The organism is Streptomyces sp. NBC_01235, from assembly GCF_035989285.1.
Taxonomy (GTDB): Bacteria; Actinomycetota; Actinomycetes; order Streptomycetales; family Streptomycetaceae; genus Streptomyces.
In genome coordinates this window covers 9,418,407-9,443,090 of the sequence record NZ_CP108513.1, presented here as the reverse complement: position 1 = coordinate 9,443,090, position 24,684 = coordinate 9,418,407, and the positions used below count along the sequence as shown (strand labels likewise).

Below are 24,684 nucleotides of genomic sequence, written 5' to 3'. Positions count from 1 at the left end.
GTGCTGTTCAACTCACGGTGACGGCCGGCTCCCCCGACGCGACGCCGTCCTGTTCCATCTGTTCGGCGATCTTCATGGCCTCTTCGATGAGGGTCTCCACGATCTTCGATTCGGGGACGGTCTTGATGACCTCGCCCTTCACGAAGATCTGGCCCTTGCCGTTGCCGGAGGCGACCCCCAGGTCCGCCTCCCGTGCCTCGCCGGGGCCGTTGACCACACACCCCATGACCGCGACGCGCAACGGGACCTCCATGCCCTCCAGGCCCGCCGTGACCTCGTCGGCCAGCTTGTACACGTCGACCTGGGCGCGGCCGCAGGACGGGCAGGAGACGATCTCCAGCCGCCGCTGCCTGAGGCCCAGGGACTCCAGGATCTGGATGCCGACCTTGACCTCCTCCACCGGCGGCGCGCTCAGCGACACCCGGATCGTGTCGCCGATGCCCTGGGACAGCAGCGCGCCGAAGGCCACCGCCGACTTGATCGTGCCCTGGAAGGCGGGGCCCGCCTCCGTGACGCCCAGGTGCAGCGGGTAGTCGCACTGGGCGGCGAGCTGACGGTAGGCCTCGACCATGATCACCGGGTCGTTGTGCTTGACGGAGATCTTGATGTCCCGGAAGTCGTGCTCCTCGAAGAGGGACGCCTCCCACAGCGCCGACTCCGCCAGGGCCTCCGGGGTCGCCCTGCCGTACTTCTGGAGCAGGCGGCGGTCCAGGGAGCCGGCATTGACACCGATGCGGATCGGGGTGCCGTGGTCCTTCGCGGCCCGGGCGATCTCCTTGACCTTGTCGTCGAACTGCTTGATGTTGCCGGGGTTCACCCGGACCGCCGCGCAGCCCGCCTCGATCGCCGCGAACACGTACTTCGGCTGGAAGTGGATGTCCGCGATCACCGGGATCTGCGACTTGCGGGCGATCGTCGACAGGGCGTCGGCGTCGTCCTGCGTGGGACAGGCGACCCGCACGATCTGGCAGCCGGACGCGGTGAGCTCGGCGATCTGCTGGAGGGTGGCGCCGATGTCCGACGTACGGGTCGTCGTCATCGACTGCACCGACACAGGGGCCCCGCCCCCGACCGCCACCGGGCCGACCTGGATCCGCCGCGACTCACGTCGCGACGCCACCGGCCGGACCGGCACCTCGGGAACGCCCAGGGAGACGGCGGTCATGCCGTCACTCCCGGTTTCCGTTGACGGTCTCGCGCAGGGCACGCAGGGACTCCTTGAGGGAGCCCATGGTGGCGAGGACGGCGGTGGGCTCGTAGCCGCAGTGCGCCATGCAGTTGGCGCAGCGCGGGTCCTTGCCGCGACCGTACTTGTCCCAGTCGGTGTCCTCGATCAGCTCGCGGTACGTCGGCACGTACCCGTCGCTCATCAGGTAGCAGGGCCGCTGCCAGCCGAAGAGCGAGTAGTTCGGGATTGCCCACGCGGTGCACGGGAAGTCGACCTTGCCCTCCAGGAAGTCCAGGAAGAGCGGGGAGTGGTTGAGCCGCCAGCGGCGCCGGTTGCCGCCCGAGAAGGCCTTCTTGAACAGCTCGCGGGTCTGCTCAACGCCCAGGAAGTGCTCCTGGTCGGGCGCCTTCTCGTAGGCGTACGCGGGCGAGATCATCATCTCGTCGACCTTGAGGTCGTCGTTGAGGAAGTTGAGCACCTCGATGATGGTCTGCGGGGTGTCGGTGTTGAAGAACGTCGAGTTGGTGGTGACCCGGAAGCCGCGCCGCTTGGCCTCCTTGATGGCCGCCACGGCCTCGTCGAACACGCCCTCCTTCGCCACGGACTCGTCGTGCCGCTCGCGCAGCCCGTCGATGTGCACGGCGAAGGCGAAGTACGGGGAGGGCGTGAATTTCTCCATCTTCTTGCGCAGCAGCATGGCGTTGGTGCAGAGGAAGACGTACTTCCTCTTGGCCACCAGCTGCCGCACGATCTCGTCGATCTGAGGGTGCATCAGGGGCTCACCGCCCGCGATGGACACCATCGGCGCACCGGACTCCAGCACCGCGCCCACGGCCTGGGCGACCGGCATGCGCTGCTTGAGCACTCCCGCCGGATGCTGGATCTTGCCGCAGCCCTCGCACTTGAGGTTGCAGGCGAAGAGGGGCTCCAGCTCGACGATGAGCGGGAACTTGTCCCGCTTACGGAGCTTCTGTTCGGCCAGGTATGTAGCGACCTTGATGGACTGGCGCAGCGGCATGGCCATGTGGCTCACCTCCGGGGGAGCAGAACATTACGGTGCCATTCGAAAAAAGCAGGCAGGACGGAGCGGAGAACACGGAAAGCTGATATTCCACCGCGCACCGTGCCGATCCGGACGAGTTCATGTTCTGGAGCGTCCACGACCACTCGGACGGCCGCAACCGGGCGCAGATCCGCGCGCACGGCGCTCAGGAGCGTGGCCGCCGACTCCATGTCGACCGCGATGGCGCCGGTCGCGAGCAGGTCGCCCCGTTCGTGACCGCGCACGACGTGGTCGGAGCCGGTGAGGGGGCCGGTGTGGACGGTGCGCCCGGGCAGGGTGCGCACGAGCTCCTTGACGAGCAGTTCGGTGCCGACGCAGGGGACGCTGCCGCGCGGGTCGCGGGTCTCCTCGGCGACGACCAGGTCACCGGGGTGCATACCGGGGGCGAGCCCGGCGCAGAAGCCCGTGGCGAGCACGGCCGCCCCGTCGAGCACCGGGTCGGCCAGGACCCGGGTGACGGAGCGCTCCGCCGCCTTCGGCCCCATGCCCGTCCGCAGGACGGTGACCGGCCCGTCGGCCCCGCTGCGGTCGCCCATGCGCAGGGCGAGGTGCTCGATGCCGAGCGCGCACGCGATCAGCAGCGGGGCAGGGACGGGCTGCGCGCTCATTCAGCTCCCCTCTGCCTCGGAAGCGGCCGGCTGGGCACCGGGCAATGTGCTGAACGGCTCGCCGTGGACGTACCGGCCGAGTGCGGTCAGCGGGAAGACCTGCCGGTACAGGTGGTAGTTGATCGAGAAGTCCCACGGAAAGCCGGTGCCGGTGAAGTGGGGCTCGTCCCAGGAGCCGTCCTCCCGCTGGGTCTGTGCCAGCCACGCGATGCCCCGCTCGACGGCCTTGGCGTCCTTCTCCCCCGCGGCCAGCAGCGCCATCAGCGCCCACGCCGTCTGGGAGGCCGTCGAGGCGCCCCGAGCGCTCCACCGGGTGGGGTCCTGGTAGGAGCGCAGGTCCTCGCCCCAGCCGCCGTCGTCGTTCTGCACCCGCTCCAGCCAGGCCACCGCCCGCCGGATCGCGGGATGCCGGGCGGGCAGGCCGGCCGCGGTGAGGGCGGGCACCACCGACCCCGTGCCGTAGACGTAGTTGACGCCCCAGCGCCCGAACCACGAACCGTCCGGCTCCTGTTCGGCCAGCAGCCACTGGATTCCGCGCCGGGTGCGCGGGTCGTGCGAGAGGCCCTCCACCGCCAGCATCTCGACGACGTGCGCCGTGACGTCGGCGGACGGCGGGTCGATGACCTCGCCGAAGTCGCAGAACGGCATCCGGTTGGGGAACGGGCTGGTGTTGTCGGCGTCGAAGGCGCCCCAGGCCCCGTTCCTCGACTGCATCCCGAGGTTCCAGCGCACCCCGCGCGCGATGGCCCGGTCCATCCGCTGCGGGTCGTGATGCCTGACCCGGCGCAGCGCGAGAACGACCTCGGCGGTGTCGTCGATGTCGGGGTAGTTGTCGTTGTGGAACTCGAACGCCCATCCTCCTGGCGGGAGTTGGGGCCTGCGCACCGACCAGTCGCCGGGGCGCACCACCTGCTCGCCGAGCATCCAGTCGGCGGCCTTGACCAGTTGCGGATGGTCCGGGGGCAGGCCCGCGTCGGCGAGCGCGATGGTCGCCAGACAGGTGTCCCACACCGGCGACTGGCAGGCCTCGATCATCCGGGCGCCGTCCTCGCGCCACACGGCGTAACGGTCGAGCGACTCCAGCCCGGCCCGCATCACCGGGTGTTCGAGGTCGTAGCCGAGCAGGTGCAGCGCGATGACCGAGTACACGGCGGGCGGCTGGATCCCGCCCCAGCAGCCGTCGTTCTCCTGGCGTTCGATGATCCAGCGGGCGGCCGAGTTCATGGCCGCCTTGCGCAGCCTGCGCACCGCGACCGACCGGTATCCGCGCACCACCTTGTCGAGCCGCTGGAAGAGCCCGTCCCAACTGTTCACCGGGGCAAGGGGTTTGGGCGGGTTGGGACGCGCCGGGTCGGTGTGCAGCTCGTCGAGCGGGAACGGCGCCGGGCGCACCGGTCGCTTGGCCGACACGACGGTCAGCGGCACGATCGTCTGCCGGGCCCAGCAGCCGAAGTTGTAGATGCTGAGCGGGAACCACTTGGGGAAGTACAGGAGCTCCGGCGGAAGTTCCGGCAGGTCCTCCCACTTCCACCAGCCGAACAGGGCCAGCCAGATCCGGGTGAAGACCCGGGCGGCCGCGATGCCTCCCTGCTCGCGGACCCAGGCGGAGGCCCTGCTCATGTGGGGTGCCTCGGGGGCGTCTCCGGCCAGGCGCAGGGCGACGTACGCCTCGATGGTGGCGGAGAGGTCGGGCGGCCCGCCGTAGAAGGTGGCCCAGGTGCCGTCCTCGCGCTGCTCGCCGCGGACGAAGAGGGCGGCGGCGCGGGTGGTGGCCTCGTCACGGATGCCCAGGAACTGACGGAGCAGCAGGTCCTCGGCGTCCATGGTGACGTTCGTCTCGAGGTCGCCCTTCCACCAGCCCTCGGCGTCCTGCCGCGCGAGCAGGAAGTCGGTGGCGCGCCGCATCGCGCGTGCGGCGGCTTCTTGTACCCCGGCCGCCACGGGGATGGTGATGTCGGTTTCGCTGGCCGCGGCAGCGCGGGGCGGGAGGGCCCCGGTGCTTCCGTCGGTCGTCGCTGTCATGGCTTCCCCTTCGTGCAGTGTGCATGTCGTTGCGTCTGCTGTGGGTCCGCCGTCGGCCGGTGCTCTGACTCCTCGCACACCGGCCGGCGACTACGCGAGGGCTATTCGACCGATAGTGATCATCTCTTTCGTACGACGACGAAGTCGGCGAGCGCCGTGAACCGGGCCCGCACCTGCTCGGGCATGTCGACGGCGTTCAGGGCTTCGATGGCGATGGTGTGCTGACGGCGTGCCTCCTCGGCGGTCCACTCACGGCCGCCGGCCTCCTCGATCAGGGCGGCACGGGCCGCGAACTCCTCCTCGGAGAAGTTCTCGAAGTCGCTGCTCTTGGCGTCGGCGGCGAGGATCTCGCCGAGCCGCTCGGAGGCGGAACCGCCCGCCGCGAGCGCGGCCACGACCGGCAGGGACTTCTTGCGCTGGCGCAGGTCGCTCCAGGTCTGCTTGCCGGTCGAGACCGGGTCGCCCCAGATGCCGAGGAGGTCGTCGACGGCCTGGAAGGCCAGGCCGAGGTGGTAGCCGTACTTCTCCAGGCGATCGGCGCTGCGGTCGTCCGCGCCGCCGAGCACGGCGCCGATCGAGCTGGCGCAGGCCAGCAGGGCGCCGGTCTTGTTGCCCTCCATCTCCAGGCACTCCTCGACGCTGACGCGGTCGCGGTGCTCGTAGGAGATGTCCTGGGCCTGGCCGTCGATCAGGGCGCGGGTGGCGGTGGTCAGGCGGCGGGTGGCCCGGCCGGCCTCGGCCGTGCCGAGTTCGAGGAGGATCTCGTTGGCGAGGGCGAACAGGGCGTCGCCGACCAGGATGGCCTGCGCGGGGCCGTGCACCTTCCAGACGGTGTCGCGGTGCCGGCGCTGTTCGTCGCCGTCCATCAGGTCGTCGTGCAGGAGGGAGAAGTTGTGGACCAGTTCGACGGCGACCGCGCCGGGGATGCCGACCTCGGGAGCGGCCCCGGTGACCTCGGCGGAGAGCACGGCGAGGGCGGGGCGGACGGCCTTGCCGCCGTCGCCGTCGGTGGGGTTGCCCTGGGCGTCGATCCAGCCGAAGTGGTAGGCGGCGACCGTGTCCATGGGCGGAGCCAGCCGGTCGACGGCCGCCCGCAGCACCGGTGTGGCCAGGGTGCGGCCGCACTCCAGGAGCGCGGTCACGTCCACCGCGGTCCTGTGAGCGTCCGGCGTGGCCGGGGGCACAGTGGGCACAGTTTCTCCTCTTGTTGCGGTACCGGAGGGGGTGCGGGGGTGTGCCGAGCCGTGCTGATCGAGCATCACGCGGCCTCCTCGAAGTCGAAGAGGCGGCGGGGGCGGGGCCGGCCCAGGGCGCTCAGCGCGGCGTCCGCCGCACTCACGCCGCTGCGGACCGCACTCTCCATGGTCGCGGGCCACCCTGTGGCGGTCCACGCTCCGGCCAGGTACAGGCCGGGGGCTTTGGTGCGGGCGCCGGGACGGAGGCGCCCGACGCCGGGGGTGGGGGCGAACGTCGCCGTGCGCTCCCGGGTCACGAAGAAGTCCCGCACCTCGGCGCCGCGCGTGCCCGGCAGCAGCCGTTCCAGCTCGGGCAGATAGCGCTCGCGCAGCGCGGCGACGGGGGCGTCGATCTCGCCGTGCGCGGCGGACTGGGACAGGGCGAGGTACTGGCCCTCGCGCAGCCCGGAGGCGTGGGTGCGGTCGAAGACCCACTGCACGGGCGTGCCGAGCGCCGCGAAGAAGGGCTTGTCGAGCACTTTGCGGTCGTAGACGACGTGCACGTTGAGGATGGGCGCGGTCTCGATCTCCAGCAGCCGCGCCGCGTCGTCGAGCGCGCCGTCGGGGAGCAGGTCGTAGGTCTCACGCTGCGGTACGGCGAGCACGACCGTGTCCGCGCGGAGCGTCTCGCCCGGAACCTGAACGCTCCAGGTCCCGTTTTCGTCAGGAGAGAGGGAGGTGACGCGTGAACGGACCTCGACCCGTACGCCGGAGGACTCGAGCGCCTTGCGCGCCAGCCGGTCGTGCAGTTCGCCCAGCGGGACATGCGCCCAGCCGATGTCGGCGGCGCCCGGGTCGGACAGCAGACCGGTCTTGAACACCATCGCGGCGAGCCCCAGCGAGGAGTCCCCCGCGACCGCGTTGAGAGTGGCGACCCCGACCAGGTCCCACAGAGCCTCGACGGCGCGTGCCGACTGACCGTGAGCGGTCAGCCAGTTGCCGAAGTCCTGTGTGTCCAGGGTCGGGTCGGCGAGGTCGAGCCCCTTGAGCGCGAGCGCGGCCCGGCCCACCCTGGCGCGTTCGGCGAGCGAGAGGTGCGGATACGTGGCGAGGCTGCGCCCCAGATGCAGCGGCACGGGCAGCGCGTCGCGCCGCAGTCTGCCCAGCCGCCGCCCCTCGGGCTTGGCGAGGTCGACGACGGGCACGTCGAGCCGGTCCTGCAGTGGCGCCAGCGCGCTGCCCTCGATGCGGTCGAGGAACCAGCGGTAGGCGGTGCAGCAGCGCAGGTACACATGCTGTCCGTTGTCGACGGTCAGTTGGCCGCGCTGGAAGGAGAAGGCCAGGCCGCCGAGCCGGGGCCGGCCCTCGAGCAGGGTGACGCGTACGCCCGCGTCGGCGAGCGCGAGCGCCGCGGTGACACCGGCGAGCCCGCCCCCGACGACGACGGCGGTACGCCGTGAACCACCGGACACGTCCGAGGCGTCAGCGAGCTGCTCGTCGTTCATCGTGCACCCTCCCGTGCAGGCCGGCCATGGTGCTTGAACTCTGCACCGCAGGCCGTCGCACTCAGGGACGCCGCGCCGGACCGGAGGGTTGCGTGCCGCTTTTCTCCGGAGGAATCACCTTGGCCCACTTTGTCGCTCGCCGCGTCCATCAGGTGCGCCTCCTGACGGTCTGCCGCGACACGTGCCGGGCGTCCAGGCCCGACAGGCCGCGCACGGCGACGTAGGCCTTCTCCCGCCCGGGCAGCGAGACCCGGCCGCGCAGTACCGCCTCGGGGTCGCGCTCGATGCGGTCGAGGAGACGGCGGTAGATGCCGGCCATGGCGGCGACGCAGGCGCCGCTGCGCCGGTCGAGCATGGGCAGCAGCCGGTAGCCCTCGGCGAAGAGAGTGCGGGCCCGTCGCACCTCGAAGTGCACGAGACCCACGAAGTCGGAGCCCTCCGGGGGCTTCGGCCCGTCGAACCCGGCCGAGCAGCCGAACTTGGCGAGGTCGTCGGCGGGCAGATAGGTCCGGCCGCCCTCCGCGTCCTCGCGGACGTCTCTGAGGATGTTGGTGAGCTGGAGCGCGAGCCCGAGTGTGTCGGCGTACTCCGGAGCGCGTTCGGCGCCGCGCGCCCCCGGTTCGGTGCCGAACACGCCGAGCGAGAGCCGCCCGATGGCGCCCGCCACACAGCGGCAGTACGCCTTCAGGTCGTCCCAGGTCTCGTACGTCTCGCCGCGCACGTCCATCAGCACGCCGTCGATCAGCTCGTCCAGGCCGCCCAGCGGGACCGGGAAGGCCTGGGCCGTGTGCGCGAGGGCGACCGCGACGGGGTCGGTGTCGTCCTCCTCGATCTCGCCCTCGCGGACCCGGGTGAGCAGCGCCCGGGTGTCCTCGAGCCGGGCGGTCTTCACGTCGCCGTCCAGCGCGCCGTCGCCGATGTCGTCGACGCGGCGCGAGAAGGCGTACAGCGCCGACATCGCGCGGCGCTTGGGCGTGGGCAGCAGCCTGATGCCGTACGCGAAGTTACGGGCCTGCTGCCCGGTGACGGCCTCGCAATAGCTGTAGGCGGCGAGTACCGGCGCGGACACGTGCGGTGACGACTCCACGGTCCGGATCACCCCTCTCCTCGCAGGGTCACGCCCACCTCGCGCAGCAACTGGAGCTTGCCGGGCTTGGGCGGGCCGGGAAGTACGTCGTAATCAGCGGCGGCGATCGCGCGGATCGCCGCCCTCCCCCCCGCCACGAACCCCGCGAGCAGCAGTCTCAGCCTGCCGTGGACGCTACCCACCAGGGGGGCGCCTTCACTCAGGAGATCGCGGGCGCGTTGCGCTTCGTACGCGACCAGTGCGCGCACCGACGCGCCCGCGGTTTTCGTGGCGAGATCCGCCTCCTGGACGTGAAAGCGCTTCATGTCCGTGGCGGGCAGGTAGACGCGGTCGCGACCGAGGTCCTCGGTCACGTCCTGAAGGTGTTCGACGATCTGCAGCGCGGTACAGATGGCGTCGGAGCGGCGCACGCGCTCGGGGGTCGAGGTGCCGGTGACGGCCAGGACGAGACGGCCGACGGGGTTGGCGGACAGTTCGCAGTAGGCGAGGAGGTCGTCGTAGGTCTCGTAGCGGGTGACGAGCTGGTCCTGCCGGTTGGCGGCGATCAGGCCGAGGAAGGGCTCGGGGGTGAGCGAGCGGCGGCGGACCGTGGGCTGGAGGCGGCGCAGCAGGGGATGGCGGGGCGCGCCGTCGAACCCGTCGAAAACACGATGCAGGTCGGCCTCGAAGGCGTCCAGCAGGAGCAGGCGGTTCTCGGCCTCGACGGCCGGCACGCCGAGCAGGTGGGCGTCGGCGCCGCCCGGGGCGAGGTCGCCGTCGCCGATGTCGTCGACGAGCCGGGCGAAGCCGTACACGGCGGTCAGGTCGTCGCGCCAGGCCCTGGGCAGAAAGAACGGGGCCACGGGGAAGTTCTCGTCGGCGGCCTTGTCGAGCGTGCCGCGCTCCGGGTCGCCGGTGGGTGGCGCGACAGGCGCCGTCATCGTCGACCGCCCGGGGCCGGGACGGCACGGCCTGCGCTGAGCTGGGGAGTCTCCGTAGCCATTGCCGTCACATCTCCCGTTCTACACTGCGGACCCAATACGCACTATTTCGGACACGCCGCCCGGCCACGCGCACGCCTGCCCGACCATGGACGCTGCGCATTATCGCCCCACTTGACGCGTTTCGGGACCGGTCCAGCTTACGTTGTACAACGCAGGGCGGTTCGCGGGGGTGTCCTGCACATCACAACAACACACCGATTGGCGTCAAGATTCCTAAGGCGACCCGGAGTTGACGTTTCCTTTGCAGACGCAGGGCCCCGCCGGGAAGTTCCGGCGGGGCCCTGGTCGCATCGCCCTACCTGGCCGAGAACTTCTCGTACTCCTTGAGGACCTCGTCGGTCGGGCCGTCCAGGCGCAGTTCGCCGCGTTCCAGCCACAGCACGCGGTCGCAGGTGTCCCTGATCGACTTGTTGCTGTGGCTGACCAGGAACACCGTACCGGCCTGCCGGCGCAGCTCCCGGATGCGTTCCTCGGAGCGCCCCCGGAACTTCGCGTCGCCGGTGGCCAGCGCCTCGTCGATCATCAGGACGTCGTGGTCCTTGGCGGCGGCGATCGAGAAGCGCAGCCGGGCCTGCATGCCGGAGGAGTAGGTGCGCATCGGCAGGGAGATGAAGTCGCCCTTCTCGTTGATGCCGGAGAAGTCGACGATCTCCTGGTAGCGCTGCTTGATCTGCTCACGGGACATGCCCATGGCCAGGCCGCCGAGGGTGACGTTGCGCTCGCCGGTGAGGTCGTTCATCAGGGCCGCGTTGACGCCGAGCAGCGAGGGCTGGCCGTCGGTGTAGACCCTGCCGCTCTCCGGTGGGAGCAGGCCGGCGATGGCACGCAGCAGCGTGGACTTGCCGGAGCCGTTGGAGCCGATCAGGCCGATGGCCTCGCCGCGGTGGGCGACGAAGGAGACGCCCCGCACCGCGTGCACCTTGCGCACACCGCGTTCCTCGCCGCCGCGCTTGACGATCCGGCTGAGGGCCGCCGTGGCGCTTCCCTTGGCGGCCTTGGCACCGTGGACCCGGTAGACGATGTGGACCTTGTCGGCGATGACGGTCGGGACCCGCTGTCCCGTGCGCTGCCCCTGGAGTGGCTCAACCACGGCCGTACCTCTCCTCCGCCCTCCAGAAGTACACGAAGCCGCCGACGGCGAGCAGCGCGGCCCAGCCGCCCGCGACGGCCCAGACGTGGTCGGGCAGGTTCTCGGCGCCGTACTCCTCGATGAGCGCGAAGCGCATCAGGTCCATGTAGATGGCGGCCGGGTTCCACTGGAGGATGCTCGCCGCCCACTGCGGCTTGTCCGCGAGGAAGACCGGGATGGAGAACATCACGCCGGAGGCGTACATCCACGTCCGCATCACGAACGGCATCAGCTGCGCCAGGTCCGGGGTCTTCGCGCCGGCCCGGGCGAAGACCAGCGCCAGGCCGGTGTTGAAGCAGAACTGCAGGGCGAGCACCGGGACGATCAGCGCCCAGGACAGGTCCGGGTAGCTGCCCATGCCGATGACCACCAGGAACAGCACGAGCATCGAGTACAGCAGCTGCTGGAGCTGCTGGAGGGCGAAGGAGATCGGCAGCGAGGCGCGCGGGAAGTGCAGGGCGCGGACCAGTCCGAGGTTGCCGGAGATCGCGCGGACACCGCTCATCACCGAGGTCTGCGTGAAGGTGAACACGAAGACGCCCGTGACCAGGAAGGGGATGTAGACCTCCTTGGACATTCCCCTGCTGGCGTCGAGCAGCACGCCGAAGATCATGAAGTACACCGCCGCGTTCAGCAGCGGAGTGGCCACCTGCCACAGCTGGCCGAGCTTGGCCTGGCTGTACTGCGCGGCCACCTTCGCCTGGGAGAACGCCAGGATGAAGTGGCGGCGCCCCCAGAGCTGGCGGACGTACTCCCGCAGCGGGGGGCGTGCACCGCTCACGGCCAGCCCGTACCTGGCCGCGAGCTGCGCCGCCGTGAGGCCTTCGTCGGGCGACGGAAGCGCACTCACCAGGCCTCCGACGTCATGCGTTGTCTCACTCACAAGTAGGAAACTTTCGTCTTCGGGATGCGCAGCCTTGACGGGCTGGCATGAGCCGGCGGGCCCGTGGTACGACCCGGGTGCCTCAGGGACGAGCTTGTCAGATCACCGGGGGCCGGCCCAGTCGGGTCAGCCGCCAGACCGTGCGCCACTTCATGGGCCTGCGCGGTCCGCACGGAGTGTTCCAGCCTTCCCGGAAACCGCCGAACCAGGCCTTCAGCGCGGAGCCCGAGGGGCGGCGCGCCAGCGTGAGCAGCAGCCAGACGCCGAGGTAGACCGGGACCAGCGGGGCGGGAAGGTTGCGGCGGGCCAGCCAGACGCGGTTGCGGGCGACCATGCGGTGGTACACGGCGTGCCGCGAGGGGGCGGTCGTCGGGTGGTACAGCACCATGTCGGACCGGTAGTCGATCATCCAACCGGCGTCGAGGGCCCGCCAGGCCAGGTCGGTCTCCTCGTGGGCGTAGAAGAACTCGTCCGGGAGTCCGCCGACCTCCGCGAAGACCTTCGTGCGGACGGCGTTGGCGCCGCCGAGAAAGGTGGTGACCCGCGAGGAGCGCATCGGGTCGGAGGCGCGCAGCCGGGGTACGTGGCGGCGCTGGGTGACACCGGTGTCCGGGTCGGCGATCCGGAAGCTGATGATGCCCAGCTTCGGATCGGCGTCGAAGGCCCGGCGGCACAGCTCGGCCGTGTCGTGGTGGGCGAGGAGGCCGTCGTCGTCCAGGAACAGCAGGACGTCGACGTCACGGCCGCTGGGGCCGAAGGCCTCGATGCCGACGTTGCGGCCGCCGGGGATGCCGAGGTTGTCGGGCAGTTCGACCGTGCGCACGCCCTCGGGGACGTCCGGGACGGGCGAGCCGTTGCCGACCACGACCACCTCGACCCGGTCACCGTCCTGCTTGGCGACCGAGTCGAGCAGGGCTCTCAGCTCGTCGGGGCGGTTGCCCATGGTGATGACGACCGCGCCGACCGTTATGCGCGCGCTCACTTCAGCCTGCTCGACACGAGGATGGACACCAGGTGCAGCAGAGTCTGCAGCAGCGCGATGCCGGCCAGTACGGCGACGCCGAGCCGGGTGAAGAACAGGTCGCCGCGCACCTGGTCGACGACCGCCAGGACCAGGATCAGCAGGGACGCCTCGATGCCGAGGATCAGCCGGTGGAACTTGAGCGCCGAGGCGGCCCGGCGGGCCAGCGCCATGCCGGAGGAACGCGGTTCGGACGCCGACTCCTTGACCGGCGGCAGGCCGCCCTGGTGGCGGGCGACGCCGACGAGGTCGGTCTCGGCCTTGATCAGGATCGCGCCGAGCGCGGCCAGCGTGCCGAGGAAGGCCCACAGCCAGTCGATCCGGCCGCTGCCCCACAGGTCGGCGGCGCGCAGCCCGAAGCCGACCAGGACGGCGGCGTCGGTGAGATACGCCCCGACCCGGTCCAGGTAGACCCCGCCGAGCGAGTACTGCTTCTTCCAGCGGGCGACCTCGCCGTCCACGCAGTCCAGCAGCAGGTACATCTGGACGCACACCACGCCGAGCACGGCACCCGTGATCCCCGGCACCAGCAGGGCCGGGGCCGCCAGTACTCCGAAGACGGTCATCAGGTACGTGAGCTGGTTGGGCGTGACCCTGGTGTCGACCAGGTAGCGGTCGACCCGCAGGGACACCTCACGCATGTAGAGGCGTCCCATCCAGTGCTCACCGCTGCGCCGGTCCTTCACCCCCGGAGGGTGGACGACCGGTCTGAGTTCAGCTACCGATGGCCTTGACATAGTCGGCGTAGATGTCCTTGATCTGTTCGGTCTTGAGGTCGAGGTGTTCGAGGATCGTGTAGCGGCCGGGCCGGGTCTCGGGAGCGAACTCCACGGCGCGGACGAACTCGTCCACCGTGAAGCCGATCTCCTCGGGCAGGACCGGCAGTCCGTGCCGGCGCAGCACCTGGGCCATGTGGGCCGACTGCTCGTGGGCTCCGCGCAGGTACATCGCGAAGGCCGCGCCGAGTCCGCACTGCTCGCCGTGGGCGGCCGCCCGCTTGGGGAAGAGCAGGTCGAAGGCGTGGTTGATCTCGTGGCACGCGCCGGAGGACGGGCGGGAGTCGCCCGACACCGACATGGCGATGCCGCTGAGCACCAGCGCCTCGGCCAGCACCTGGAGGAAGTCGGTGTCCCCGATGCCGCCCGGGTGCCTGAGGACCGCCTCGCCGGCCTGGCGGGCGATCGCGGCGGCGAGGCCGTCGATCTTCTCGCCCTTGACCCGGTTGGCGAGCTCCCAGTCGGCGATGGCCGAGATGTTCGACACCGCGTCGCCGATGCCGGCGCGCACGAACCGCACCGGGGCCTCCCGGATGACGTCGAGATCGATGACGACCGCGATCGGAGTCGGGACCCCGTAGGAACCGCGGCCCGCGTCGTTGTCGAGGGTGGCGACGGGCGAGCACAGGCCGTCGTGCGCGAGGTTCGTCGGTACGGCGACGAGGGACAGGCCGACGCGCGCCGCAGCGAACTTGGCGCAGTCGATGATCTTGCCGCCGCCGAGGCCCACGACCGCGTCGTAGTGGCCGGCCTTTATGTCGCTCGCCAGCCGGACGGCGTCGTCGATGGTGCCGCCGCCGACCTCGTACCAGGTGGCACCGGGCAGGGCCGGGGTGAGGCGCTCGCGCAGCCGGGCGCCCGAGCCGCCGCTGACGGCGATCGCGAGCTTGCCCGAGTGCGAGATGCGCTCGTCGGCGAGGACCCCGACGAGATCGTCGAGGGCACCCGGGCGGATGTCGACGACGACCGGCGACGGGATCAGCCGGGTCAGTACTGACACGCGATCTCCCGTCCACGGGCGAGATCGTCGTGGTTGTCGATCTCGACCCACTTGACGTCGCCGATCGGCGCCACGTCGATGCGGAAGCCTCCGTTGACGAGCTCCTGGTAGCCGTGCTCGTAGAACTGCTGCGGGTCGGCCTCCCACACGGTCTTGAGCGCCTCGGCCAGCTCGGGGGCGGCGTCGCCCTCGATGAGGGTGACACCGATGTACTCGCCGGTGGCCTCGGCCGGGTCCATCAGCTTGGTGATCCTCTGGACACCCATGTCGGGGTCGACGACGACCTTCATCTCCTCGTCCGCGAGGGACTTCACGGTGTCGATCGCGAGGATGATCTGCCTGCCGTCGCCGCGGGCGGCCAGCAGCGTCTTCTCGACGGAGACCGGGTGCACGGTGTCGCCGTTGGCGAGGATCACACCGTCCTTGAGGGCGTCACGGCCGCACCACAGGGAGTAGGCGTTGTTCCACTCCTCGGCCTTGTCGTTGTCGATGAGGGTCAGCTTGAGGCCGTACTTCGCCTCCAGGGCCGCCTTGCGCTCGTACACGGCCTCCTTGCGGTAGCCGACGATGACCGCGACCTCGGTCAGACCGATCTCGGCGAAGTTGCCGAGCGTCAGGTCCAGGACCGTGGGTTCGCCCTCTATGCCCGCGGGCCCCACCGGCACCAGTGCCTTGGGCAGGCTGTCGGTGTAGGGGCGCAGACGGCGTCCGGCGCCGGCCGCCAGCACGAGGCCGATCATGCGGGTTCTCCTTCATCGTGTACGGCGGGAGCGCCGCCCTTGTGGGCAGCCACCCAGAAGCGGATGCTCTCCATGAGCACCACCACGGCGACGGCCACGGCGAGGACCGCGAGCGCGACCGGGAACTGCGAGGCGGTGAGCAGCGCGGCCAGCACGGCCACGAGCAGCGTCCGCCCGTCCTGCCCCCCGATGGCGCGCACCAGCCAGGCCGGCGGCGCTCCGGCATTGCCGCGGATGCGGTACACCGTGTCGTAGTGATGGTAGGCGACGGCGGCAACCAGACCGAAAGCGGCGGGAAGCGCCCCGTTCACGTCCGCCTTGGCCGCCAGGATCAGCACGGTGCCGTACTCGGCGGCACGGAAGAAGGGGGGGATCAGCCAGTCGAGGGCGCCCTTGAGGGGGTGGGCGACGGCTTCGGCGGACAGCAGGACATAGGCGCCGGCCATCAGCACGACCCACCAGCTCGGTCCCCACAGCCAGGCCCCGAGCGTCACCATGACGCCACCGACGGCGGCGCTGAGCGGCCCCGTGACACGGGGCGGGCCCGGCAGGAACCGCACGAGCAACTCGGTCAGGGGCCCGTTGTCCGCGAGGTCCGCCAGCGCCTGGGCCGCCCGGTCCGTGCGCCTGGCCTTGCGGGTCAGCGAGCGCAGCACACGCCCCGCCGTGGTGTAGGTCGCCGCGAAGGCGCAGCCGATGAGGAGCGCGTAGAAGGTGATGCGGGGGGTGGTGGCCGCGGTGAGGACGGCGATCATGGCCCATCGTTCGCCGATGGGCAGCACTATCATCCGGCGCACCCAGACCGTCCAGCCGACGCTGTCGAGCTTGTCGGAGAGGGCGGCGGTGGGGCTGGTGTTGGCGGTGGCGTCGTGGTTGGCCTCGTTGAAGGAGAAGTCCACGACGTGTCGGCAGGTCTGCAGGACCATGGCGCCCAGGGCGAGGGCCCATACGTCGTCGCCGCCGCGGGCCGCTCCGAGCGCGAGGCCGGCGTAGTAGGCGTACTCCTTGGCACGGTCGAAGGTGGCGTCGAGCCAGGCGCCGAGCGTGGAGTACTGCAGGGAGTAGCGGGCGAGCTGGCCGTCGGTGCAGTCCAGGACGAAGGACGCGATCAGCAGCACGCCCGCCGCGACGAACCCGCCCCGGGTGCCGGTGGCCGCGCAGGCCGCCGCGATCAGCGCGGTGATCAGCGAGGCGGTGGTGACCTGGTTCGGGGTGAGGCCACGGCGGGCGCACCAGCGCGCGACGTAGCGCGAGTACGGGCTGATGAAGAAGGTGGTGAAGAAGCCGTCGCGGGCCTTCACGGCCGACTTCAGGCGGACGGCCTCGTCGTCGACGGCGGCGACGGCCTGCCGTGCCTCGTTGCGGGCCTGCGGGTCGGCGGGGACCTCCGCGACCAGGCTGCCCAGCTCGGGGCGGTGCACGTCGACGCCGTCGGCGTCGAGGGCGGTGACGACGCGGTCGGCGAGGCTGCCGACGGCGAGTACGGTGCCACCGCTCGCGGAGTTCTCCCGGGCCATCGCCCGGGTCAGGGCCTGGCGGCCGGCCGGCTGGGCGGTCACCGCGCCCGGGATCGCGGCGAGCGGGAAGCGGGGGTCGGTGAGGCCGAGGCGCAGCGCGTGCTCGTGGCCCACGAAGCGGGCGTCCACCACGGCGACGCGCTGGTCACCGGGGACGGCCGCGAGGAGGGTCTCGGCGTCACCGGCGTCGGAGGCGGTCCGCACGTCGAAGCCGAGGGACCGCAGGTCGCCCTCGATCGACGATCCGGGGACCGGCGAGCCGGTGAGGATGGCGGTCGGCAACCGAACTCACTCCCTGGGTCCGGCGCGTTCACGCCGGTCATGTACACGATGGGGGCGCCCCTTGGCTGCACCGGCGACTTCACCAGTGGCTGCACCAGGCGGGCGGCATGTCGGCAGAGGCTATCGGATGCCGGGAAGGCCGTGTTCACCGCCCGTTCAGGCACGATCGACGAGGTCCGACAGCCCGGCTTGAACCCGGCTTGAACCGGCCTTTGCCGAGATCATCATCGGTGATCGGCGGCCCGGCCGACAAACCGCGCCCCACAGAGCCGACATCCGGGACATAGCCCGCCGGACCCGAGCGCCGACAACGGTCGGCATAGGGTCTACAGACATGACGTGGCTGATCACCGGCGGAGCCGGATACATAGGGGCGCATGTGGCACGGGCCATGACCCGGGCCGGGGAGCGCGTCGTCGTCCTGGACGACCTCTCCACGGGCGCCGCCGCGCGGCTCGGGCCGGACGTGTCGCTCGTGAAGGGCTCGGCCCTCGACGCCGGCCTGGTCGAGCGGGTCCTCGCCGAGCACTCCGTGACGGGCGTGGTGCACCTGGCCGCCCACAAGCAGGTCGCCGAGTCCGTGGCGCGGCCCACCCGCTACTACCGGGAGAACGTGGGCGGTCTGGCCACCCTCCTCGACGCGGTCGCCGAAGGCGGGGTGCGACGGTTCCTCTTCTCCTCCTCCGCGGCCGTCTACGGCAACCCGGACGTGGACCTCATCACGGAGGACACCCCGTGCGCCCCGGTGAACCCGTACGGCGAGACCAAGCTCGCCGGGGAGTGGCTGGTCCGGGCGGCGGGGCAGGCGCACGGCATCACGACGACGTGCCTGCGGTACTTCAACGTGGCCGGGGCGGCGGCGCCGGAACTGGCCGACACCGGCGTCTTCAACATCGTCCCGATGGTCTTCGACCGGCTCACCCGGGGCGAGGCCCCGCGGATCTTCGGCGACGACTACCCGACGCCGGACGGCACCTGCGTCCGTGACTACATCCACGTCGCCGACCTGGCCGAGGCGCATCTGGCGGCGGCCCGGCGGCTGACGGCGCCGGACGCGGCGGGCGATCTGACGGTGAACATCGGCCGGGGCGAGGGCGTCTCGGTACGCGAGCTGGTCACCCTCATCGGCGAGGTCACCGGCGACACCCGGCCGGCGGTCGTCGAGGGGCGCAGGCCCGGGGACGCGCCGCGCGCCGTGGCCTCGGCGGAGCTGGCCGCCCGCGAACTGGGGTGGACGGCCCGGCGGGACGTGCGCGAGATGGTCGACTCGGCGTGGCGGGGCTGGCGGCTGCACCACTCCTGAGCAGCAGGTGAGGGCGCCCTGACCTGCGGTTCGTTTCCGCAGGTCAGGGCATATGACAACGGTGTTCAGTACCGCGTTGCCGGATACCCCCCACCCGTAGTTCACTGTGAGCCCGGGCAGAACACGACGGGCCGCGACGGACCACAGAAGGGCTGCTTCCATGGGGGCTGGGCACGACCACGGCCACACGCACGCGCCGACCACCGGCACGGCCGCCGCGGCGTACCGCGGCAGACTGCGCGTGACGCTGTCGATCACGCTCGGCGTCATGGTGGTCGAGATCATCGGCGGGGTGCTCGCCGACTCCCTCGCGCTGATCGCGGACGCGGCCCACATGGCGACGGACGCGCTGGGCCTGGGCATGGCGCTGCTCGCCATCCACTTCGCGGGCCGGCCGCCGAGCGCGACCCGCACCTTCGGGCTGGCCCGCGCCGAGATACTGGCGGCCCTCGCCAACTGTCTGCTGCTGCTCGGTGTGGGCGGCTACGTCCTGTACGAGGCGGTCCAGCGGTTCTTCACGCCGGCCGCCACCGAGGGCGGGCTGATGATCTGGTTCGGCGCGATCGGCCTGGTCGCGAACATGATCTCGCTCACGCTGCTGATGCGCGGCCAGGCGGAGAGCCTGAACGTGCGCGGGGCGTTCCTGGAGGTGGCAGCGGACGCGCTGGGCTCGGTGGCGGTGCTGATCTCGGCGGTGGTGATCCTCACCACCGGCTGGCTGACCGCCGACCCGATCGCCTCGCTCGTCATCGGCCTGATGATCGTGCCGAGGACGGTGAAGCTGCTGCGCGAGACCCTCGACGTGCTGCTGGAGTCGGCCCCCAAGGACGTCGACATGGCGCAGGTGCGGTCCCACATCCTCGCTCTGGACGGGGTGGAGGACGTCCACGATCTGCACGCCTGGACGATCACCTCCGGCATGCCGGTGCTGTCGGCGCACGTGGTGGTGCGCTCGGACGTGCTGAACGCGATCGGCCACGAGAAGCTGCTGCACGAGCTCCAGGGCTGCCTGGGGCACCACTTCGACGTGGAGCACTGCACCTTCCAGCTGGAGCCGAGCGGGCACGCGGAGCACGAGGCGCGGCTCTGTCACTGAGCGTGCACCCGTCGCGCCCACCGCGTGATCCGTACACACGTTCCGGGCGGTTCCCCACGCCCGGCGCCGGGCAAGATCACCTACTGGATCCCCTTGCCGCGCGCGGGACATGCGCGCTTTCGCGCGAAGTGCCGGTGGTGCCGGACGCGTACGGCAGACTGGGGATGCGAGGACCGATGCTAAGGATGGGTATGCCGATCACACCTGCCACCGCGACACACAACTCGTCGAACGGCACCGCGGACGCGATCTTGCTGGAGCTGGTCGACGAGAACGGCGTCACGATCGGCACCGCGGAGAAGCTCGCCGCCCATCAGCCGCCAGGACAGCTGCACCGCGCCTTCTCCGTGTTCCTCTTCGACGAGCGGGGCCGACTGCTGCTCCAGCAGCGGGCACTGGGCAAGTACCACTCCCCCGGCGTGTGGTCCAACACCTGCTGCGGGCACCCCTACCCCGGTGAGGCGCCGTTCGCGGCGGCCGCGCGGCGCACCTTCGAGGAGCTGGGCGTCTCCCCGTCGCTGCTCGCCGAGGCGGGCACCATCCGCTACAACCACCCGGACCCGGACTCGGGCCTGGTGGAGCAGGAGTACAACCACCTGTTCGTCGGGCTGGTGCAGTCCCCGCTGCGGCCGGACGCGGACGAGGTCGGCACCACGGCCTTCGTGACGCCCGGCGAACTGGCGGAACGGCATGCGAAGGACGCCTTCTCCTCCTGGTTCATGACCGTGCTGGACGCGGCGCGGCCGGCGGTCAGGGAGCTGACGGGTCCCTCGGCCGGCTGGTGATCCTCAGGGCACCCGCAGGGGTTTGAGCGGCAGGGCGGCCCAGATCACCTTGCCGCCGCTCGCCGTGTGCTCGACGTCGCACACCCCGCCCGCCTCCCTGGTGATCTCCCGCACCAGGAGCAGTCCCCGGCCGCCCGTCCGGCCGTGGTCGGCCTCCAGGGCGGTCGGGCGGTAGGGGTGGTTGTCCTCCACGGACACCCGCACCCACTCGGCTCCGACGGCGATCTCCACCGCGAGCACAGGCGACAGCAGCGCCGCGTGCCGGACGGCGTTGGTCACCAGCTCGGAGACGATCAGCAGCAGCCCCTGGGCCAGGTCGTCCGAGACGGGCACGCCCTGGCGGTACAGCAGGTCCCGCACCGCGTGTCGCGCCTGCGGGACGGAGGCGTCCACGGCAGCCGCGGTGAACCGCCAGACGCCTTCGTAGGGCAACGGTTGCGGCACGGCTTCCCGAGGGGAATCGGGAGGTCCGCCCGGGCCGCCCTCTGGGCGTGGGTCGGGCCCGCGCCCGTGATCGTCCATCGTCCGGTCGCCACCCTCGCGCTCGATTGTCACCACACGTCGAGTGTTGGTAACGAGGCGCTTTCCCCCGGATGACTGAACAGAAGTCAGCAGTTATCGAGCGTTTCCGACCACCAGTGGATGACCCGGTCGACCGCATGACTGTTTCTGCCATCTTCGCGCCGCCTTCGCGCACTCTTCGGGTTGTACGGGTTCGGCGGCGCCGGCCCTCCCCTTTGGGGTGGCTTTGCCACCGGTGTCGGCTCTCTCACGCCGTCCACCCCGACCACCCGGGAAACCCGGTGGTTAGCATCCGGGGCATGGAGCCCGCACTGCTGCACGGCGTCACCGACGCCGTTGCCACCGTCGTCCTGCACCATCCCGCGAAGCGCAACGCCATGACGGCCGCGATGTGGGCGGCGCTGCCCCCGTTGCTGGACGCCCTGGCCGCCGATCCCGGTGTACGGGCACTGGTGCTGACCGGCGCGGGCGGGACCTTCTGCGCGGGGGCCGACATCTCCACGCTCCAGGACGCGCCGGACGAGACGCAGACGCTGGCGAAGCGCGCCGAGGACGCCCTCGCCGCGTTCCCCAAGCCGACGCTGGCGGCGATCCGGGGGCACTGCGTCGGCGGTGGCACGCAGCTCGCGGCGGCGTGCGACCTGCGGTTCGCCGAGGAGGGCGCGCTGTTCGGGGTGACGCCGGCGAAGCTCGGGATCGTCTACCCGTCCTCCTCCACCCGGAGGTTGATGTCCCTGGTGGGTCCGGCCGCCACCAAGTACCTCTTGTTCTCCGGCGAGTTGATCGACACGGAGCGGGCGCTGCGCACGGGGCTGGTCGACGAGGTGCGGCCCGCGGACGAACTCGAGAAGCGTGTCGGGGAGTTCACGCGAGTCCTGGTGTCCCGCTCGCAGCTGACGCAGGCCGCCGCGAAGGAGTTCGCGAACGGGCACACGGACCGGGACGCCCACTGGCACGCGCAGGCGCGCGGCAGCGGCGACACCGCGGAGGGCATCACCGCGTTCCTGGAGCGCAGGGAGCCGCGCTTCACCTGGACCACGTCCGGCTGACCCGGTTGCGGGCGTGCGGGGCCCCTCGCCGCACGGGATGAGCGGCGTGCGCGGGTCGCACGCGCGCGTGCGGGACTCGTCCGACGGCCGGGTGGGGGCGACCCGCGCATGGACGGCCGGGCGCACGGTACCCGGGGTGTCCAGGACAGCCCGAGGGACGCCCGAGGCGAGCCCGAGGGGAACCGAGTGGAAGGGGACGTACGTGTTCCGTGCGATCGCGGACGTGTTGCGGCAGATCGGTTCGGCGGTGGCCACCGTGGTGACCCTGCCGTTCCGGGCCCTGGCCCGGCTGTTCGGCGGAGCCTCCGGCTCCGCGCACGGCCGCAGGGCCTGAGGCCCGCCGGGAGCGCGCCCTGATCCCCGGGTGTCGGTGCCACCTGCCACAATTGCCGCGCAACCTCAGTGGAGAAGGCGGTACGGGATCGTGACGACACCCGGGTCCATCGAAGTAGGGTCCATCGAAGGCAGGATCGCCGAGGAACTCGGCGTACGGGAGCGGCAGGTGAAGGCCGCGGTCGAACTGCTCGACGGCGGTTCGACGGTGCCCTTCATCGCCCGCTACCGCAAGGAAGCGACCGAGATGCTCGACGACGCGCAGCTGCGCACGCTCGAGGAGCGGCTGCGCTACCTGCGGGAGCTGGAGGAGCGGCGGACGGCGATCCTGGAGTCGGTGCGCGAGCAGGGCAAGCTCACCGACGCGCTCGAGGCGCAGATCCGCGGGGCCGAGACCAAGGCGCGCCTCGAGGACATCTACCTGCCGTACAAGCCCAAGCGGCGCACCAAGGCGCAGATCGCACGTGAGGCGGGCCTCGAACCGCTCGCCGAGGCTCTGCTCGGCGACGCTACCGTCGACCCGCTCGCGGCGGCCGCCGCGTTCGTCGACGCGGACAAGGGCGTCGCCGATCCGCAGGCCGCGCTGGACGGCGCGCGGGCGATCCTCACCGAGCGGTTCTCGGAGGACGCCGACCTGATCGGCGAGCTGCGCGAGCGCATGTGGGTGCGCGGGCGGCTCGCCGCCAAGGTGCGCGACGGCAAGGAGGAGGCGGGCGCGAAGTTCGCCGACTACTTCGACTTCGCCGAGCCGTTCACCGCGCTGCCCTCGCACCGCATCCTGGCGATGCTGCGCGGCGAGAAGGAGGAGGTGCTCGACCTCGTCCTGGAGCCGGAGGAGCCCTCCGAGGTGCCCGGTCCCTCGTCGTACGAGGGGATCGTGGCGGGGAGGTTCGGCATCGCCGACCGCGGCCGGCCGGCCGACAAGTGGCTGACGGACACGGTCCGCTGGGCGTGGCGCACCCGTATCCTCGTCCACCTCGGCATCGACCTGCGCCTGCGACTGCGGACGGCCGCGGAGGACGAGGCGGTCAACGTCTTCGCCGCCAACCTGCGCGACCTGCTGCTCGCCGCCCCGGCCGGCACGCGCGCGACGCTGGGCCTGGACCCCGGTTTCCGCACGGGCGTGAAGGTCGCCGTCGTCGACGCGACCGGCAAGGTCGTGGCGACCGACGTGATCTACCCGCACGTCCCGGCGAACAAGTGGGACGAGGCGATCGCCAAGCTCGCGCGCCTGGCGAAGGAGCACGCGGTCGAGCTGGTCGCCATCGGCAACGGCACGGCGTCCCGCGAGACCGACAAGCTCGCCGGTGAGCTGATCACCAAGCACCCGGAGCTGAAGCTCACCAAGGTGATGGTGTCCGAGGCCGGCGCCTCCGTGTACTCGGCCTCCGCCTTCGCCTCGCAGGAGCTGCCCGACATGGACGTGTCGCTGCGCGGCGCGGTGTCGATCGCGCGCCGGCTCCAGGACCCGCTCGCCGAGCTCGTGAAGATCGATCCCAAGTCGATCGGTGTCGGCCAGTACCAGCACGACCTGTCCGAGGTGAAGCTGTCGCGTTCGCTGGACACGGTGGTGGAGGACTGCGTGAACGGCGTGGGCGTGGACGTCAACACGGCCTCGGCGCCGCTCCTGTCGCGCGTGTCCGGCATCTCCTCGGGCCTCGCCGAGAACATCGTGGCGCACCGGGACACGAACGGGCCCTTCACGTCCCGCTCCGAGCTGAAGAAGGTGGCGCGGCTCGGTCCGAAGGCCTACGAGCAGTGCGCGGGCTTCCTGCGCATCCGCGGCGGCAGCGACCCGCTGGACTCCTCCAGCGTGCACCCCGAGGCGTACCCGGTGGTCCGGCGCATGGTGAAGACCTCCGGCCAGGAGGTGGCCTCCCTGATCGGCAACACGGGTGTCCTGCGCTCGCTGCGGCCGACCGACTTCGTGGACGAGACGTTCGGCCTGCCGACCGTCAGCGACATCCTCAAGGAGCTGGAGAAGCCCGGGCGCGACCCGCGGCCCGCCTTCAAGACGGCCACCTTCAAGGAGGGCGTGGAGAAGATCTCCGACCTGTCCTCCGGGATGGTCCTGGAGGGGGTGGTGACGAACGTGGCGGCCTTCGGCGCGTTCATCGACATCGGCGTCCACCAGGACGGCCTGGCGCACGTCTCGGCCCTGTCGAAGACGTTCGTCAAGGACCCGCGGGACGTCGTCAAGCCCGGTGACATCGTCAAGGTGAAGGTCCTCGACATCGACATCCCGCGCAAGCGGATCTCGCTGACGCTCCGGCTGGACGACGAGGCGGCCCCGCAGGGCGCCCAGGGCCAGTCCTCCGGCGGGGGCCGCCCCCAGCGCGGCGGCGGGCGTCCGCCCCAGCAGCGACAGCAGGGCGGCCAGCGCGGCAGCGGCGGCAGCGGCGGCAGCGGCGGCAGCGGCGGCAGCGGCGGCAGCGGCAGCGGTGGTTCCCGCCAGGCTCCCCCACCGGCCAACAGCGCGATGGCCGACGCACTGCGCCGAGCGGGTCTGGTCGACCCGAAGAAGGGCAAGCGCTGAGAACGGCGTGAGTCGGGCCCCGGGCGTGTCTCAGGCCGGGGCCCCGCGGACGGCAGCGGCGCAGGGCAGAAGCGGGGTCTCGCCGTGCGGCCCGGCCCCGG

The 24,684-nt window shown here is 71.3% G+C and carries 23 protein-coding genes; 6 read left to right on the top strand and 17 right to left on the bottom strand.

The features are described from left to right. Positions 1-7: 7 nt before the first annotated feature. The 16 genes from ispG to OG289_RS42435 form a co-directional block, all read right to left on the bottom strand. On the bottom strand, positions 8-1,165 hold the full coding sequence (ispG, locus tag OG289_RS42505) for a flavodoxin-dependent (E)-4-hydroxy-3-methylbut-2-enyl-diphosphate synthase (protein ID WP_327319340.1): 1,158 nt from the start codon (positions 1,163-1,165) through the stop codon (positions 8-10). 4 nt (positions 1,166-1,169) lie between these two features. Beyond that, positions 1,170-2,192, bottom strand: coding sequence for an adenosyl-hopene transferase HpnH (gene hpnH, locus OG289_RS42500; RefSeq protein ID WP_327319339.1), 1,023 nt, complete (start codon positions 2,190-2,192; stop codon positions 1,170-1,172). 5 nt (positions 2,193-2,197) lie between these two features. Further along, positions 2,198-2,839, bottom strand: coding sequence for a phosphorylase family protein (locus tag OG289_RS42495; RefSeq protein ID WP_327319338.1), 642 nt, complete (start codon positions 2,837-2,839; stop codon positions 2,198-2,200). Next, positions 2,840-4,861: a squalene--hopene cyclase gene (gene shc / locus OG289_RS42490; RefSeq protein ID WP_327319337.1), complete on the bottom strand. Its 2,022-nt coding sequence runs from the start codon at positions 4,859-4,861 to the stop codon at positions 2,840-2,842. 119 nt (positions 4,862-4,980) lie between these two features. After that, positions 4,981-6,120: a polyprenyl synthetase family protein gene (locus OG289_RS42485; RefSeq protein WP_327319336.1), complete on the bottom strand. Its 1,140-nt coding sequence runs from the start codon at positions 6,118-6,120 to the stop codon at positions 4,981-4,983. Then, positions 6,120-7,541, bottom strand: coding sequence for a hydroxysqualene dehydroxylase HpnE (gene hpnE, locus OG289_RS42480; protein WP_327319335.1), 1,422 nt, complete (start codon positions 7,539-7,541; stop codon positions 6,120-6,122). Before hpnE ends, OG289_RS42485 begins: the two co-directional genes overlap by 1 nt. After that, positions 7,538-7,690, bottom strand: a complete 153-nt coding sequence (locus OG289_RS49860; RefSeq protein WP_442819033.1) for a DUF6380 family protein — start codon at positions 7,688-7,690, stop codon at positions 7,538-7,540. Before OG289_RS49860 ends, hpnE begins: the two co-directional genes overlap by 4 nt. Next, complete coding sequence (gene hpnD, locus OG289_RS42475; RefSeq protein WP_327319334.1) at positions 7,690-8,640, bottom strand: presqualene diphosphate synthase HpnD; 951 nt, start codon at positions 8,638-8,640, stop codon at positions 7,690-7,692. The genes OG289_RS49860 and hpnD overlap by 1 nt, the downstream gene beginning before the upstream one ends. Continuing rightward, complete coding sequence (gene hpnC / locus OG289_RS42470; protein ID WP_327319333.1) at positions 8,637-9,548, bottom strand: squalene synthase HpnC; 912 nt, start codon at positions 9,546-9,548, stop codon at positions 8,637-8,639. The genes hpnD and hpnC overlap by 4 nt, the downstream gene beginning before the upstream one ends. A 358-nt stretch (positions 9,549-9,906) precedes the next feature. After that, complete coding sequence (locus tag OG289_RS42465; RefSeq protein ID WP_327319332.1) at positions 9,907-10,701, bottom strand: ABC transporter ATP-binding protein; 795 nt, start codon at positions 10,699-10,701, stop codon at positions 9,907-9,909. Continuing rightward, the gene (locus OG289_RS42460; protein WP_327319331.1) at positions 10,694-11,623 is read right to left on the bottom strand and encodes an ABC transporter permease; all 930 of its coding nucleotides are present in this window, start codon (positions 11,621-11,623) and stop codon (positions 10,694-10,696) included. The genes OG289_RS42465 and OG289_RS42460 overlap by 8 nt, the downstream gene beginning before the upstream one ends. Before the next feature lie 97 nt (positions 11,624-11,720). Then, the gene (locus OG289_RS42455) at positions 11,721-12,566 is read right to left on the bottom strand and encodes a glycosyltransferase family 2 protein (protein ID WP_442819125.1); all 846 of its coding nucleotides are present in this window, start codon (positions 12,564-12,566) and stop codon (positions 11,721-11,723) included. Between the two features lie 35 nt (positions 12,567-12,601). Further along, positions 12,602-13,381 carry a CDP-alcohol phosphatidyltransferase family protein gene (locus OG289_RS42450; RefSeq protein ID WP_327319329.1) on the bottom strand — a complete coding sequence of 260 codons (780 nt, stop codon included), beginning with the start codon at positions 13,379-13,381 and terminating at the stop codon, positions 12,602-12,604. Further along, entirely contained in the window at positions 13,359-14,420 is a 1,062-nt protein-coding gene (locus tag OG289_RS42445) for an iron-containing alcohol dehydrogenase family protein (RefSeq protein ID WP_327319328.1), read from the bottom strand. Before OG289_RS42445 ends, OG289_RS42450 begins: the two co-directional genes overlap by 23 nt. Next, the gene (locus OG289_RS42440; protein WP_327319327.1) at positions 14,408-15,160 is read right to left on the bottom strand and encodes a phosphocholine cytidylyltransferase family protein; all 753 of its coding nucleotides are present in this window, start codon (positions 15,158-15,160) and stop codon (positions 14,408-14,410) included. The genes OG289_RS42445 and OG289_RS42440 overlap by 13 nt, the downstream gene beginning before the upstream one ends. After that, positions 15,157-16,959 (bottom strand): DUF5941 domain-containing protein, encoded by a 1,803-nt coding sequence (locus OG289_RS42435; RefSeq protein ID WP_327319326.1) that lies wholly within the window; start codon positions 16,957-16,959, stop codon positions 15,157-15,159. The genes OG289_RS42440 and OG289_RS42435 overlap by 4 nt, the downstream gene beginning before the upstream one ends. Before the next feature lie 334 nt (positions 16,960-17,293). Between OG289_RS42435 and galE the strand changes: the two genes are divergently transcribed. The 3 genes from galE (at position 17,294) to idi (ending at position 20,143) form a co-directional block, all read left to right on the top strand. Next, the gene (galE, locus tag OG289_RS42430; protein ID WP_327319325.1) at positions 17,294-18,262 is read left to right on the top strand and encodes a UDP-glucose 4-epimerase GalE; all 969 of its coding nucleotides are present in this window, start codon (positions 17,294-17,296) and stop codon (positions 18,260-18,262) included. Positions 18,263-18,422: 160 nt separating this feature from the next. Further along, positions 18,423-19,358, top strand: coding sequence for a cation diffusion facilitator family transporter (locus OG289_RS42425; protein ID WP_327319324.1), 936 nt, complete (start codon positions 18,423-18,425; stop codon positions 19,356-19,358). A 191-nt stretch (positions 19,359-19,549) separates the two neighbouring features. Then, positions 19,550-20,143: an isopentenyl-diphosphate Delta-isomerase gene (gene idi / locus OG289_RS42420; protein WP_327319323.1), complete on the top strand. Its 594-nt coding sequence runs from the start codon at positions 19,550-19,552 to the stop codon at positions 20,141-20,143. Between the two features lie 3 nt (positions 20,144-20,146). Here idi and OG289_RS42415 read toward each other — a convergent pair whose 3' ends face one another. Then, positions 20,147-20,665, bottom strand: a complete 519-nt coding sequence (locus OG289_RS42415) for an ATP-binding protein (protein WP_327320969.1) — start codon at positions 20,663-20,665, stop codon at positions 20,147-20,149. Between the two features lie 299 nt (positions 20,666-20,964). Between OG289_RS42415 and OG289_RS42410 the strand changes: the two genes are divergently transcribed. The 3 genes from OG289_RS42410 to OG289_RS42400 all read left to right on the top strand — a co-directional run bounded on the left by OG289_RS42410 (position 20,965) and on the right by OG289_RS42400 (position 24,583). Beyond that, positions 20,965-21,714: an enoyl-CoA hydratase/isomerase family protein gene (locus OG289_RS42410; RefSeq protein WP_327319322.1), complete on the top strand. Its 750-nt coding sequence runs from the start codon at positions 20,965-20,967 to the stop codon at positions 21,712-21,714. Positions 21,715-21,916: 202 nt separating this feature from the next. Continuing rightward, complete coding sequence (locus OG289_RS42405) at positions 21,917-22,048, top strand: LPFR motif small protein (protein ID WP_327319321.1); 132 nt, start codon at positions 21,917-21,919, stop codon at positions 22,046-22,048. A 90-nt stretch (positions 22,049-22,138) separates the two neighbouring features. After that, complete coding sequence (locus tag OG289_RS42400) at positions 22,139-24,583, top strand: Tex family protein (RefSeq protein ID WP_327319320.1); 2,445 nt, start codon at positions 22,139-22,141, stop codon at positions 24,581-24,583. Positions 24,584-24,684: the final 101 nt, after the last annotated feature.

What these genes read in the sequence shown, in the direction of transcription:
- OG289_RS42495 (WP_327319338.1), bottom strand. Translation starts at nt 2,839, where the DNA reads ATGAGCGCGCAGCCCGTCCCTGCCCCGCTGCTGATCGCGTGCGCGCTC.
- OG289_RS42450 (WP_327319329.1), bottom strand. Translation starts at nt 13,381, where the DNA reads ATGTCAAGGCCATCGGTAGCTGAACTCAGACCGGTCGTCCACCCTCCG.
- hpnH (WP_327319339.1), bottom strand. Translation starts at nt 2,192, where the DNA reads ATGGCCATGCCGCTGCGCCAGTCCATCAAGGTCGCTACATACCTGGCC.
- OG289_RS42455 (WP_442819125.1), bottom strand. Translation starts at nt 12,566, where the DNA reads ATGGGCAACCGCCCCGACGAGCTGAGAGCCCTGCTCGACTCGGTCGCC.
- OG289_RS42410 (WP_327319322.1), top strand. Translation starts at nt 20,965, where the DNA reads ATGGAGCCCGCACTGCTGCACGGCGTCACCGACGCCGTTGCCACCGTC.
- shc (WP_327319337.1), bottom strand. Translation starts at nt 4,861, where the DNA reads ATGACAGCGACGACCGACGGAAGCACCGGGGCCCTCCCGCCCCGCGCT.
- ispG (WP_327319340.1), bottom strand. Translation starts at nt 1,165, where the DNA reads ATGACCGCCGTCTCCCTGGGCGTTCCCGAGGTGCCGGTCCGGCCGGTG.
- OG289_RS42440 (WP_327319327.1), bottom strand. Translation starts at nt 15,160, where the DNA reads ATGATCGGCCTCGTGCTGGCGGCCGGCGCCGGACGCCGTCTGCGCCCC.
- hpnC (WP_327319333.1), bottom strand. Translation starts at nt 9,548, where the DNA reads ATGACGGCGCCTGTCGCGCCACCCACCGGCGACCCGGAGCGCGGCACG.
- OG289_RS42415 (WP_327320969.1), bottom strand. Translation starts at nt 20,665, where the DNA reads ATGGACGATCACGGGCGCGGGCCCGACCCACGCCCAGAGGGCGGCCCG.
- OG289_RS42485 (WP_327319336.1), bottom strand. Translation starts at nt 6,120, where the DNA reads ATGCTCGATCAGCACGGCTCGGCACACCCCCGCACCCCCTCCGGTACC.
- galE (WP_327319325.1), top strand. Translation starts at nt 17,294, where the DNA reads ATGACGTGGCTGATCACCGGCGGAGCCGGATACATAGGGGCGCATGTG.
- OG289_RS49860 (WP_442819033.1), bottom strand. Translation starts at nt 7,690, where the DNA reads ATGGACGCGGCGAGCGACAAAGTGGGCCAAGGTGATTCCTCCGGAGAA.
- idi (WP_327319323.1), top strand. Translation starts at nt 19,550, where the DNA reads ATGCCGATCACACCTGCCACCGCGACACACAACTCGTCGAACGGCACC.
- OG289_RS42425 (WP_327319324.1), top strand. Translation starts at nt 18,423, where the DNA reads ATGGGGGCTGGGCACGACCACGGCCACACGCACGCGCCGACCACCGGC.
- hpnE (WP_327319335.1), bottom strand. Translation starts at nt 7,541, where the DNA reads ATGAACGACGAGCAGCTCGCTGACGCCTCGGACGTGTCCGGTGGTTCA.